Annotated in this window: 12 protein-coding genes; 3 read left to right on the forward strand and 9 right to left on the reverse strand. The window is 64.5% G+C overall.

The window, feature by feature from the left end; translation table 11 throughout:
- Window positions 1–9: 9 nt before the first annotated feature.
- From AC0J42_RS04565 to AC0J42_RS04580, 4 genes are read right to left on the reverse strand one after another with little or no spacing between them, the layout of a single operon-like run.
- Window positions 10–1,176, reverse strand: a complete 1,167-nt coding sequence (locus AC0J42_RS04565) for an osmoprotectant ABC transporter ATP-binding protein OsmV (RefSeq protein ID WP_473005365.1) — start codon at window positions 1,174–1,176, stop codon at window positions 10–12.
- Window positions 1,173–1,826, reverse strand: coding sequence for an ABC transporter permease (locus AC0J42_RS04570; protein ID WP_416422463.1), 654 nt, complete (start codon window positions 1,824–1,826; stop codon window positions 1,173–1,175). The genes AC0J42_RS04565 and AC0J42_RS04570 overlap by 4 nt, the downstream gene beginning before the upstream one ends.
- The gene (locus AC0J42_RS04575; protein WP_416422464.1) at window positions 1,823–2,737 is read right to left on the reverse strand and encodes a glycine betaine ABC transporter substrate-binding protein; all 915 of its coding nucleotides are present in this window, start codon (window positions 2,735–2,737) and stop codon (window positions 1,823–1,825) included. The genes AC0J42_RS04570 and AC0J42_RS04575 overlap by 4 nt, the downstream gene beginning before the upstream one ends.
- 14 nt (window positions 2,738–2,751) lie before the next feature.
- Entirely contained in the window at window positions 2,752–3,438 is a 687-nt protein-coding gene (locus AC0J42_RS04580; protein ID WP_473006812.1) for an ABC transporter permease, read from the reverse strand.
- Between the two features lie 467 nt (window positions 3,439–3,905).
- Here AC0J42_RS04580 and AC0J42_RS04585 point away from each other — a divergent pair, with 467 nt between their 5' ends.
- Both AC0J42_RS04585 and AC0J42_RS04590 read left to right on the forward strand, forming a co-directional pair.
- The gene (locus AC0J42_RS04585) at window positions 3,906–4,649 is read left to right on the forward strand and encodes a phosphatase PAP2 family protein (protein WP_416422465.1); all 744 of its coding nucleotides are present in this window, start codon (window positions 3,906–3,908) and stop codon (window positions 4,647–4,649) included.
- 98 nt (window positions 4,650–4,747) lie between these two features.
- Complete coding sequence (locus AC0J42_RS04590) at window positions 4,748–6,331, forward strand: peptide chain release factor 3 (RefSeq protein WP_416422466.1); 1,584 nt, start codon at window positions 4,748–4,750, stop codon at window positions 6,329–6,331.
- Window positions 6,332–6,475: 144 nt separating this feature from the next.
- On the opposite strand, the gene catA is transcribed toward AC0J42_RS04590, so the two are convergent.
- The 3 genes from catA to AC0J42_RS04605 are packed head-to-tail and all read right to left on the reverse strand — an operon-like array spanning window position 6,476 to window position 8,910.
- Complete coding sequence (gene catA / locus AC0J42_RS04595) at window positions 6,476–7,405, reverse strand: catechol 1,2-dioxygenase (protein WP_416422467.1); 930 nt, start codon at window positions 7,403–7,405, stop codon at window positions 6,476–6,478.
- Between the two features lie 53 nt (window positions 7,406–7,458).
- Window positions 7,459–7,749 (reverse strand): muconolactone Delta-isomerase, encoded by a 291-nt coding sequence (gene catC, locus AC0J42_RS04600; protein ID WP_473005366.1) that lies wholly within the window; start codon window positions 7,747–7,749, stop codon window positions 7,459–7,461.
- Window positions 7,750–7,761: 12 nt separating this feature from the next.
- Window positions 7,762–8,910: a muconate cycloisomerase family protein gene (locus AC0J42_RS04605; protein WP_473005368.1), complete on the reverse strand. Its 1,149-nt coding sequence runs from the start codon at window positions 8,908–8,910 to the stop codon at window positions 7,762–7,764.
- Window positions 8,911–9,031: 121 nt separating this feature from the next.
- On the opposite strand from AC0J42_RS04605, the gene AC0J42_RS04610 reads away from it, so the two are divergent.
- Window positions 9,032–9,913, forward strand: coding sequence for a LysR family transcriptional regulator (locus AC0J42_RS04610; RefSeq protein ID WP_473005369.1), 882 nt, complete (start codon window positions 9,032–9,034; stop codon window positions 9,911–9,913).
- 788 nt (window positions 9,914–10,701) lie between these two features.
- On the opposite strand, the gene AC0J42_RS04615 is transcribed toward AC0J42_RS04610, so the two are convergent.
- Together AC0J42_RS04615 and AC0J42_RS04620 are read right to left on the reverse strand one after the other, a co-directional pair.
- Window positions 10,702–11,781, reverse strand: coding sequence for a polyamine ABC transporter substrate-binding protein (locus AC0J42_RS04615; protein WP_473005370.1), 1,080 nt, complete (start codon window positions 11,779–11,781; stop codon window positions 10,702–10,704).
- 105 nt (window positions 11,782–11,886) lie between these two features.
- The gene (locus AC0J42_RS04620; protein ID WP_473005371.1) at window positions 11,887–12,681 is read right to left on the reverse strand and encodes an AraC family transcriptional regulator; all 795 of its coding nucleotides are present in this window, start codon (window positions 12,679–12,681) and stop codon (window positions 11,887–11,889) included.
- Window positions 12,682–12,724: the final 43 nt, after the last annotated feature.

Consider the following 12,724-nt stretch of genomic DNA (forward strand, 5'->3'; position numbering starts at 1 on the left):
GTCCTGCAATCAAACGGTGGCCTGTTCCACCAACTCCGCCGGCGACACGATGTTGGTCTTCATCCCCCGCGAGCGGCCCGAGCTCAGGTACGCCGCGATGGATTCCTGGGTCACCTCACCCAGGAATACGTTCTCGGCATTGAGCACCGGCAGCCAGGCGCGGTTGAACTCGTACATGCGCGACAGCAGGATGCGCAGGTGCTCGTCGTAGGCCGCGGTGGCGTTGAACGGGCGCAGGTAATCCTGGCAGGTGCCCTGCTGGCGGTGCAGGTCGCGGCGGCGCACGTAGCCCATGGCTTTATTCTGGGCGTCGGTCATGACCACGTAGCGGCGGTCGTGCTCGTCCATCAGCTCCAGGGCATCGGCCACCGGCGTCTGCGGGCTGACCGACGGCGCGTTGTCGGCGGCGTCCTCGGCCTTCACCAGCAGCAGGCGCTTGAGGGTGCTGTCCTGGCCCACGAAGTTGCTGACGAAGTCGTCCACCGGGTGCGCCAGCAGGGTGTCCGGGTGGTCGATCTGTAGCAGTTTGCCGGCGCGGAAGATGGCGATCTTGTCGCCCAGCTTGATGGCCTCGTCGATGTCGTGGCTGACCATGATCACGGTCTTGTTCAACGCCCGCTGCATCTCGAAGAACTCGTTCTGGATCATCTCGCGGTTGATCGGGTCGACCGCGCCAAACGGCTCGTCCATCAACAGCAACGGCGCATCTGCCGCCAGCGCGCGGATCACGCCGATACGCTGCTGCTGGCCGCCCGACAGTTCGCGCGGGTAGCGGTGCAGGTACTGCTTGGGCTCCAGCTTGATCATGCTCATCAGCTCGCGGGCGCGCTCGTGGCATTTCTGCTTGTCCCAGCCCAGCAGGCGCGGCACCACGGTGATGTTTTCCTCGATGGTCATGTTCGGGAACAGGCCGATCTGCTGGATCACGTAGCCGATGTTGCGGCGCAGGGTCACCTCGTCAAGGCCGGTGGTGTCCTCGCCGTTGATCAGCACCTTGCCCGAGGTGGGCGTGATCAGGCGGTTGATCATTTTCAGCGTGGTGCTCTTGCCGCAGCCCGACGGGCCCAGGAACACGCAAATCTCGCCTTCGTTGACGGTCAGGCTCACGGCGTCCACGGCCTTTACTTCCTTGCCGTTGCTGGTGAAGGTCTTGGTCAGGTTCTGGAGTTCGATCATTTGAGTAATCCTTTGGGAGTCAGGGCGCGTTGCAGCCATTGCAGGAAGAGGTCGGCGATGATCGCCAGGACGCTCACCAGCACGGCGCCGACGATCAACATCGACATGTCGCTGCGGCTGATGGAAGTGAGGATAAGTACACCCAGGCCACCGGCACCGATGGTGGCGGCGATGGTCATGACACCGATGTTCATGACCACGGCGGTGCGCACGCCAGCCAGGATCACCGGCACCGCGATGGGCAGCTCGACCATGCGCAGGCGCTGGCCGAAGGTCATGCCGATGCCGCGCGCGGCCTCACGGATGCCCGGCTCCACGCCGGTCAGCGCCAGGTAGGTGTTGCGCATGATGGGCAGCAGCGAGTACAGAAACACAGCGGTGATGGCCGGCAGCGGCCCCAGGCCCTGGCCGAACTTCGAATAGAAGGGCAGCAGCAGGCCGAACAGCGCGATGGAGGGGATGGTCAGCAGCACCGTGGCGCTGGCCTGCATCACCCCGGCGGCGGCGGGGAAGCGGGTCATGACGATGCCCAGGGGCACGCCCACCAGAATCGCCAGGCTCACCGCCACGCCCACCAGGGCGATGTGCTGGCCGGTCAGGTGCAGCACCTGCGCCCAGTCCAGGTGGGAAAAGGTATCGAGGAAACTCATGGCTGCTCCTTCGCGGCGGCGGGCACGGGGTGGTCACGCAGGAACTCGGCCGCCACGGCGGTCGGGCTCAGGTGCTGCACGTCGACCTTGGCGTTGAGCTGGCGCATGGTCTCGTCGTCCAGCAGCTCGGCCAGCGGTTTCAGGTCGGCGGCCAGGTCCGGGTGGGCGTCGAGGAAGTCCCGGCGCACTACGGGGGCGGCGGTGTAGTCGGGGAAGTAGTGCTTGTCGTCTTCCAGCAGCTTGAGGTGGAAGGCGTTCAGGCGGCCGTCGGTGGTGTACACCAGCCCCGTGAACACCTGGCCGTTGCGCAGCGCGGTGTAGACCAGGCCGGCGTCCATCTGGCGGATGTCACGGCGGGTGAACTGCAGGTCGTAGGTCTGGGTCAGGCCCACCAGGCCGTCGGAGCGGTTGGCGAACTCGGTGTCCAGGGCCAGCACGTGGCCTTTTTTCGGTTCATCGCGCAGCACCTGGTTCAGCTGGCTGATGGTGTTGACCTGGGGGTAGGCCTTGGCGATGTTTTCCGGCAGGGCCAGGGCGTAGGTGTTGCTGAACTTCGACGGGGTCAGCCACACCAGGCCTTTCTTGGCGTCGAGTTCCTTGACCCGCTGGTAGGTGGCGGCGCTGTCGAGTTTCTCGGTCACGTGGTTATAGGACACCAGCGACACGCCGGTGTATTCCCACACCATGTCCAGCTGGTTGGTCTCCTGGGCGCTGCGCGCCAGGTTGCTGCCCAGGCCACTGGTGACCTGCACGTTGTAGCCTTTCGAATCGAGGTATTGCGCGGTGATGGCGGCCAACACCGACTGTTCGGTGAACACCCGGGCGCCGAGGCGCACCAGCGGTTTTTCCGCAGCGTGGGCAGCGCCCGCGCACAGCAGGGCCAGGCCCAGCAGCATGCTTGGTACTTTCATGTGATTTCCTTCGCTCAGCGAGTCAGGCCGCGTTCCAGCCACAGGCGGCTGGCCATCGACACCAGGCCGTCCAGCAGCAATGCCAGCAACGCCGTGCAGGCGGCGCCCAGCAACAGTTGCGGCTGATTGTTCAAGGCGATGCCGGGGAAGATCAGGCTGCCCAGGCTGTTGGCGCCGATCAGGAACGACAGCGGCGCGGTGCCGACGTTGATCGCCAGGGCCACGCGCACGCCACCGACAATGATGGGCACGGTGTTGGGCAGTTCGACCTGGAACAGCACTTGGCGCGGGGTCATGCCGATGCCGACGGCGGCTTCCTTGAGCGAGCCCTGAACGTTTTTCAGGCCTTCGTAGGTGTTGCGCACAATGGGCAACAGGGAAGCGAGGAACAGGGCGAAGATGGCCGGGCCGCTGCCGATGCCAAGTATGCCCAGGGCGATGGCCAGTACGGCCAGGGGAGGGACGGTGTTACCGATGTTGAAGATTTGCATGAAGCGTTCGGCGCGGCCAACCATGTTCGGTCGGCTGAGCGCAATGCCGGCGGGGATGCCCACTAGCAGTGCGGCGGCCATGGAGGCCACTACCAGGATCAGATGCGCTTGCAGGTAAAACAGTAAATCTTCTTGGTACTGCTCGATGGTACTGATGCCGATCCAGTGGACCAGCAGGGCCAGGATGACGACGGCAGCCGCACACCCCATCAGCCCCTTGCCATAGCGAATAGCCACAGGCGGACTCCTATTTTTTCAGTCGGCGCACTCACCGTCGGTGGCGACAGCCATGCCTGGCGGTCAACGGTGGGTTCGCGAGAAGCAGCGCGCGGACGGCTGTGAAACAGCGTCGATGCGCGCCATAAGCGCAGCCTCGTCAGGCTGACTTGCCGTTCTTGCAACACCCTGACGAATGGTCGAATCAGGGGAGTGGACGTCTCCGCTTATTAAAAGGTTCCCATCTGCGGCAGCATTTGGCCACCCTTAATTGACCCAGCGGTGTGGCGGGCGTGGAAAACACGACTACAATCGCCTGCCTGTTTTTGACGAAATTTTGACCAGTCAAAAGCGTATAGTCCACGCCGCGCGGCCCATGGGGCCGCACGCCTGCGTCATTTGAACCCTGGGCGCCCGACGCTCCGGGTGCCGCTTCTTCCGCTCGTGGACTACCCAATAAAATGCTACCTACCTTGCCGCGACCCACGTCACGCCCGTTGAACCTCTGGATCGGCCTCGGCATTCCTGCCGTCATCGCCATCGCCCTGTGCCTGCTGGAACTGACCGACATCGACATGGTGATCGAACAGTGGTTCTACGACCCGGTGCAGCAGGCGTTCGCCGGCCGGCACAGCTACTGGCTGGAAAACGTGCTGCATGACCAGGCCAAGCGCGTGGTGATCGCCATCGGCGTGCTGGGCGCCCTGGGTTACCTGGCCAGCTTCCTGGTCAAGGGCCTGCTGCCGATCCGCCGTGAACTGGCGTGCCTGGTGGTGGCCATGTCGCTGTCCACCAGCTACACCGCGCCGCTGAAAGCGCTGACCGGCGTGCAGTGTCCCTGGAGCGTGACCGAGTTCGGCGGCACCCAGGCCTACAGCAAGCTGTTCGAGCACCGCCCCGCCACTTCCAGCCCGGGCCGCTGCTGGCCGGGTGGCCACGCGGCCACCGGTTTCACCCTGTTCTCGCTGTTCTTCGTGCTGCGTGACCGCCGCCCGCGTATGGCCCGCGCCGGCCTGGTGTTCGCCTTTGGCCTGGGCACGGTGTTCTCCATCGGTCGCATGATCCAGGGCGCGCACTTCCTGTCGCACAACATCTGGGCGGCGATCTTCTGCTGGCTGATCTGCCTGGGCACCTACTACGTGATGCTGTACCGCCCGCAGGCCGCCACCGACACGCTGCCCCAGGCCGCACCCGCCACGGCCTGAGCCCCTGGCGACGGGCGAGTTGGACGCATGGTTCCAGCTCGGCCCGGGTTCAGCTATAATCGGCGCCCTTTTTTGAATCACCTCGCAGGCGATTTCCCATGACCCAACAGGCCGCCGAAGTCGCGAAACGCCGCACTTTCGCCATCATTTCCCACCCGGACGCCGGTAAAACCACCATCACCGAGAAACTCTTGCTGATGGGCAAGGCCATTGCCGTGGCCGGTACCGTGAAGTCGCGCAAGTCCGACCGTCACGCCACGTCCGACTGGATGGAGATGGAGAAGCAGCGCGGCATCTCCATCACTACCTCGGTGATGCAGTTCCCGTATCGCGACCACATGGTCAACCTGCTCGATACCCCCGGTCACGAAGACTTCTCCGAAGACACCTACCGCACCCTGACCGCGGTGGACTCGGCGCTGATGGTGCTCGACGGCGGTAAGGGCGTAGAGCCGCGGACCATCGCCCTGATGGACGTGTGCCGCCTGCGCGACACGCCTATCGTCAGCTTCATCAACAAGCTGGACCGTGACATTCGCGACCCGATCGAGCTGCTCGACGAAATCGAGGCGGTGCTGAAGATCAAGGCAGCGCCTATCACCTGGCCGATCGGTTGCTACCGCGACTTCAAGGGCGTGTACCACCTGGCCGGCGACTACATCATCGTCTACACCCCGGGCCACGGCCACGAACGCACCGAGACCAAGATCATCGAGAAGCTGGACTCCGATGAGGCGCGCGCGCACCTGGGTGACGAGTACGACCGTTTTGTCGACCAACTGGAGCTGGTGCAGGGCGCATGCCACACCTTCAACCAGGACGAGTTCATGAACGGCCAGATGACCCCGGTGTTCTTCGGCACCGCCCTGGGCAACTTTGGTGTCGACCACGTGCTCGACGCCGTAGTGGACTGGGCGCCGCGCCCGCTGGCCCGCGTGGCCCACGAGCGTACCGTGGAACCGGTGGAAGAGAAGTTCACCGGCTTCGTGTTCAAGATCCAGGCGAACATGGACCCCAAGCACCGCGACCGCATCGCGTTCATGCGCATCTGCTCGGGCAAGTACGAGAAAGGCATGAAGATGCGCCACGTGCGCACCGGCAAGGACCTGCGCATCGGCGACGCCCTGACGTTCTTCTCGTCCGAGCGTGAGCAGCTGGAAGAGGCGTTCGCCGGCGACATCATCGGCCTGCACAACCACGGCACCATCCAGATCGGCGACACCTTCAGCGAAGGCGAAGCCCTGGGCTTCACCGGTATCCCGCACTTCGCCCCGGAGCTGTTCCGCCGCGTACGCCTGCGTGACCCGCTGAAATCCAAGCAACTGCGCCAGGGCCTGCAGCAGCTGGCCGAAGAGGGCGCCACCCAGGTGTTCTTCCCCGAGCGCAGCAACGACATCATCCTCGGCGCCGTGGGCGTGCTGCAGTTCGACGTGGTGGCCAGCCGCCTGAAGGAAGAATACAAGGTGGAGTGCTCCTACGAGCCGATCACCGTGTGGTCGGCCCGCTGGGTTGATTGCGCCGACAAGAAGAAATTCGAGGAATTCAAGAACAAGGCCGTGGAAAACCTGGCGGTGGACGGCGGTGGTCACATGACCTACCTGGCGCCTACCCGGGTGAACCTGGCGCTGATGGAAGAGCGCTGGCCTGACGTGAAATTCCGCGCGACGCGCGAGCACCACTAAGCGAAAAAGGGCAGCCCACGGGCTGCCCTTTTTTTTACACCCCGCAATGATCCCGGTAGGAGCCGCGCTTGCGCGCGATGAGGCCCCGCCTGACACACCGCAGTGCCTGCATCGCGACCAAGGTCGGCTCCTACGGTGTGTGCGTCAATCCTCCAACGCGCGCACGCGCTCGCCGCGCTGCTGCGCCTTCGGCACTTCGCTGGCCTGCAGGGTGAAGTCGAAGTCGATCTCGGCGAACCGGCCGCTCACCCCATGTTTCTGCGCCTGCACCTGATCTTCACTGAAGCGGATCTCGGCCACCAATTCGTCGCGGGTGGCGTAGGCGAAATCGTCGTACAGGTATTTGTCGCCGGCCAGGTTGATCTGCGTGGTCAGGTGGCGATGGCCCGGTGCCGAGATGAAGAAGTGGATGTGCGCCGGCCGCTGGCCATGGCGGCCCAGCTGGTCGAGCAGTTGCTGGGTGGGGCCGTCGGGCGGGCAGCCGTAGCCCGAGGGCACGATGCTGCGGAAACGATAGCGGCCCTGGCCGTCGGCCTGGATGCGGCGGCGCAGGTTGAACTCGCTCTGCGACGGGTCGAAATACGAATAGGTGCCGCCGGTGTTGGCCTGCCATACATCGACGATGGCGCCGGGCACCGGCTGGCCGTCGACATCTTTCACCTGGCCCTGCATGAACAGCACGGTGCCCGGGTCGCTGCCGTCGTCCAGCCGCGCCTCGTACTGGCTCAGCGGCGCGCCGGCCACGTACAGCGGGCCTTCGATGGTGCGCGGGGTGCCGCCCAACTGGCCGGCGGCCTCGTCCTGGGCATCCAGCTGCAGGTCCATGTAGTGTTCCAGGCCCAGGCCGGCCACCACCAGCCCGGCCTCCTGGCGCGCGCCCAGCACGTTGAGGTAATTCACCGCGGCCCAGAACTCTTCCGGGGTGACCTCCAGGTCCTCGATGATTTTCACCGAGTCCTTGAGCATGCGGTGGATCAGGGTTTTCACCCGTGGGTTGCCGGCGTCGTTGAACACGCCGCTGGCTTCTTTGAGGAACTGCTGTACCGGTTCGGTCTGCGAGATGTTGACAGTCATGGGTGTGGCCTCATCTTATATTTATTAGTCAGCGCGCCAGGGGCAGGCGCCTATCAGCGGTCGTCTTCGTGGATCGAGGAAGGGTGGCGGCACATGGCGTCCACCTCGATGGTCATGTACGGGAACAGCGGCAACTGCATCAGCGTGTCGTGCAGCTCTTGTACGCTGGCCACATCGAACACGCTGTAATTGGCGTAGGCCCCGGCGATGCGCCACAGGTGGCGCCATGTGCCTTCCTGTTGCAGGCGCTGCGCCAGTTCCTTCTCGTCGGCCTTCAGGCGCGTGGCCTTGGCCAGGTCCATGTCGAGGGGCAGGTTCACGGTCATCTTTACGTGGAACAGCATGGCGGTTCTCTCTCAGCTGTGGCTGTGGGCCTTGGTGGCTTTGTCGCGGCGGAAGAAGGCCACGCGCTCTTCGTCGAGTTCCAGGCCCAGGCCCGGGGTGCTGGGCACGTGCAGCTGGAAGTCCTTGTACACCGGTGGGGTGGCGAGGATGTCTTCGGTCAGCAGCAGTGGGCCGAACAGTTCTGTATCCCAGGCCATCTTCGGCAGGGTGATGAACGCGTGCGCCGAGGCCAGGGTGCCGATGCCGCCTTCGAGCATGGTGCCGCCGTACAGGCCAATGCCCGCGGCGTCGGCGATGGCGGCGGCGCGCAGGGCCGCGCGGGGGCCGCCGGTCTTGGCGATTTTCAGTGCGAAGATGGTGCCGGCGCCCAGGCGGGCCAGGTTGTAGGCATCTTCCACCGATTCGATGGCTTCGTCAGCCATGATCGGGATCGGGCTGCTGGCGCTCAGGCGGGCCAGGCCGACCTGGTTGTAGCGCGAAATCGGCTGCTCCACCAGGTCGATGCCGTTGTCGCCCAGCACCCGGCAGGCGCGCAGGGCCACGGCCTCGTCCCAGGCCTGGTTGACGTCCACGCGCACGCTGGCGCGGTCGCCCACGGCCTTCTTGATGGCGATGACGTGGGCCAGGTCCTTGTTCACCTCGCCGGCGCCGATCTTCAGCTTGAAGATGCGGTGGCGGCGCACGTCGAGCATCTGTTCCGCCTCGGCGATATCGCGGGCGGTATCGCCGCTGGCCAGGGTCCAGGCCACTGGCAGGCCGTCACGCAGGCGCCCACCCAGCAGCTCGCTCACCGCCAGGCCACGGCGCTTGCCCTGGGCGTCGAGCAGCGCGCTTTCAATGCCGGACTTGGCGAAGGTATTGCCACGCACGCTGCGCTCGATGCGCTGCATGGCGGCGTTGATGTTGTCGGCGGGCTGACCGATCAGCAGCGGGGTGATGTGACTGTCGATGTTCACCTTGATGCTGTCGGGGCTTTCGTTGCCGTAGCTCAGGCCGCCGATGGTGGTGGCCTCGCCAATGCCTTCCACGCCGTCGCTGCAGCGCAGGCGCAGCAGCACCAGGGTCTGGTGCTGCATGGTGTGCATGGCCAGCTTGTGCGGGCGGATGGTTGGCAGATCGACAATGATCGTTTCGAGCGACTCGATCGTGGGATGACTCATTTCGATACCCGTCAGGTTATGTTCTTGTCTGACCCGATAGTGATACGGCGTTTTCTTGCAATCCAATATAGAATTGGTCTGGTCTGATACCTGTTGGGTATTGTCACTGATGAGGTAAGCCGTGGAATTCAGGCATCTCCGCTATTTTCAGGTGCTGGCCCAGACCCTGAACTTCACCCGCGCCGCCGAGCGCCTGCACATCGCCCAGCCGCCGCTGAGCCGGCAGATCCAGCAGCTGGAGGACGAGTTGGGCGTCAGCCTGATCGAGCGCGCCCGGCCGCTGCGGCTGACCGAGGCGGGGCGGTACTTCTTCGAACACAGCAGCGCGCTGCTGCACCAGCTTGATACCCTGTGTGAAAACACCCGGCGCATCGGCCTGGGCCAGAAGACCTGGATGGGCATCGGCTTTGCGCCGTCGACGTTGTACGGCGTGCTGCCGGAGATGATCCGCCGCCTGCGCAGCGAAGACGCCGCGATCGAACTGGAGCTGGGCCTGTCGGAGATGACCACGGTGCAGCAGGTGGAGGCCCTGAAGGCCGGGCGCATTGACGTCGGCTTCGGCCGCATTCACATCGACGACCCGGCCATTACCCAGACCGTGCTGCGCGAAGACCGGCTGATCGCCGTGCTGCCCACCGGCCACCCGCTGTTGGGCCACACCGCCACCCTGGCCCAGCTGGCGCGCGAGCCGTTCGTGCTGTACCCCGGCAACCCGCGGCCCAGTTATGCCGACCACGTGCTGGCGCTGTTCGCGGCGCACGGCCTGGGCATCAAGGTGGCGCAGTGGACCAACGAACTGCAGACGGCCATCGGCCTGGTGGGGGCGGGGATTGGCATCACCCTGGTGCCGGAGTCGGTGCAGATTCTGCATCGGGATGATATTGGCTATAGCCCGTTGGCGGAGGCCAATGCGACCTCGCCGATTATTCTTAGCCGCAGGGTGGGGGATGTGTCGCCGGCGGTGGGGTATTGCCTGGAGGTGATCGCGCAGCTACGAAGTTGAACCCGGCGCCGTTGCGGTCGCGTGTGATCTGGCTTTTGATCTGGCTTTTGATGTTGTTTTTGATCTTGATTGTATGCCCCGTAAAGCGCCCGGGCCGACTGGAGGCGTCGATCAACGGGCTGCCCGAAGGGCCGAGGCCGAAGGCCGAAGAGACGGTAACCCGCAGGCTTCTATAGCGGGTGCCGTCTGCCCGTTGAGCGACGCCGGAAGGAGGGGACCCGTAGCGCAGCGGAGGGCCCAAGCAGGGGCAAGCCTTTTTTGCTTATTTTTTGTCTGGGCCGGCACACCGGGCGTTTGACAAAAAGTGAGTCGGCGTAAGGCCGAAACGGTCGGTGGTATCCCCGCGAAAATGGATATATTCACCGATTCTGTATCCCGCTTCGGCGATTTCGAACATATCCATTTTCGTGGTGCGACCACCGACCGTTTCGCCCTTACGGCGAGTAACTTTTTGGCAGTCGCCCCAAAAAGTCACCAAAAAGGGCTCGCCCCTGCTTGGGCCCTCCGCTGCGCTACGGGTCCCCTCCCTCCGGCGTCGCTCAAGCGGACGACGGCCCGGAATAGAAGCGCCTCCGGTTCCGTCTTCCACGGCTACGCCGTGGACCGCTTGATCGACGCCTCCAGTCGGCCCTGGCGCTTTACGGGGCCAAGATCAACGTCAAAAGCCAGATCAAGATCAAGATCAAGATCAAGATCAAGATCAAGAGCCAGAGCCAGAGCCAGAGCCAGAGCCAGAGCCAGATCAAGGGCCAGATCACAGGCTCGGGCGCGGTTTGTGGGTGGGGGCTTTAGCCCCCCGCGATCACCTTTGTCATTACTTTCGTCCGAATCACATCGATATCCGCCGGCATCGCCTCCAACGGGAACAACTTGCTCATGATGTCCTCGTCCGGGTACACCTTGTTATCCCCCCGCAACACCGGGTCGATCAGGGCATCGGCCTTTTCATTGCCGTTGGCGTAGTGCACGTAGTTGCTGATGCCGGCGATGACCTTGGGCTCCAGCAGGTAGTTCATGAAGGCGTAGGCGGCCTTGGGGTCGGGGGCGTCGGCGGGCATGGCGACCATGTCGAACCACAGCGGCGCGCCTTCGCGGGGCACCGAGTAGCCGATGTTCACGCCGTTTTTCGCCGCCTTGGCCTGGGTGGCGGCCTGCAGCACGTCGCCGGAATAGCCCACCACCACGCAGACCTTGCCGCTGGCCAGGTCGGCCATGTATTTCGCGGTGTCGAAGTACGCCACGTCGGGGCGGATTTTCAGCAGCGCGGCCTCGGCCTTGGCGTAGTCCTCGGGCTTGCGGCTGTGGGGTGGCAGGCCCAGGTAGTTGAGGGTGATGGGCAGCAGTTCCGGGCCGCTATCGACGAAGGCCACGCCGCAGGCCTTGAGCTTGTCGAGGTTCTGCGGCTTGAAGATCAGGTCCCAGGAGTCGGTGGGCGCGTTGTCGCCCAGGGCGGCCTTGACCTTGTCGATGTTGTAGCCGATGCCGGTGGTGCCCCACAGGTACGGGAAGCCGTGGCGGTTGCCGGGGTCGTTGACCTCCAGCACCTTGAGCAGCACCGGGTTGAGGTTGTCCCAGTTGGGCAGCTTGCTGCGGTCCAGTTCCATCAGCGCGTTGGCCTGTACCTGGCGGGCCATGAAGTGGGTGGAGGGGAACACCACGTCGTAGCCGGAGTTGCGCGCCATCAGTTTGCTGTTCAGCAACTCGTTGCTGTCATACACCGCGTAGCTGGGCACGATGCCGGTCTTGGCCTGGAACTGCTTGAGGGTGTCGGGGGCAATGTATTCGGACCAGTTGTAGATCTTGACCGTCTCGGCCGCCTGGGTGGCGCCGGTGGCGAGCAGCAAGGTGGCAATCAGGGAACGCAGCATCAGGGCAAGCCTTGCGGGTGGGGGCGGGTACAGCATAAGCCACCTGGCGGCAGATGGCACATCACCCCCTTGTGGGAGCTGGCTTGCCAGCGAGATGTTGGGGCCCTAAAAGCTCGCTGGCAAGCCAGCTCCCACACAGGCAGGCGATGTAACAAGCTTGCGTTGTTTCATGTAGGCGGTGGGCGACAGCCCGGTGTGCTGGCGGAAACACTTGTAGAACGCCGACAGCGAGTTGAACCCCGCGGCAAAGGCCAGGGCGTCGATGCGCGCCTCGGGGTTGGTTTCCAGGGCCTGCAGCAGGTGCTTGAGGCGCGCCTGGTTGACGTAGGCGTAGAAGGTCTGGCCCAGCACCTGGTTGAGCAGGTAGGACATCTGGTTGCGGCTGTAGCCGCACACGCGGGCCACTTTTTGCAGGTCCAGCTCGGGGTCCAGGTAGGGCTGGCGCTGGTCGAAGTACTGCTGCAGGTCGTCGGCCATGATGCCCAGCTGGCGGGGGGACAGGCCCAGGCGCGAGGTGGCCGGGCGTGGTGCGTCGGCCGTGGGTTCGCGCACCAGGGCGGCGTATTCGTTGATGCGCCAGATCAGCCCGTCGCGCACGGTGATGGCTTCACTGGCGTGGAACGACACCAGTTGGGCGCCGCCGCGCAGGGTCAGGGTGTACTGGATGAAGGCGGTGTCGCCGTCCACGCGGATGCGGTCGCTGTGTTCCAGCGCCTCGTCGGCGTTGCGCGGCATGTTCGCCTGCACGTAGTCGCGCAGCTCGGCCAGGGCCAGGGTGCGGTTCTGGAAGAAATCGTGGTACTGGATAGCCGGGTGGTACAGCGCCATGACGCCGTCCAGGTCGCGGTGCTTCCAGCACAGGTGGTAGCGGGTGACGGTGGTGAGGGTGTCGGTTGGCATGCAGGCACCGGTGGTGGATGCGGACGCGGCCTGCGGCCACTGC

It is taken from the genome of Pseudomonas sp. Tav-5-1A (assembly GCF_055755055.1).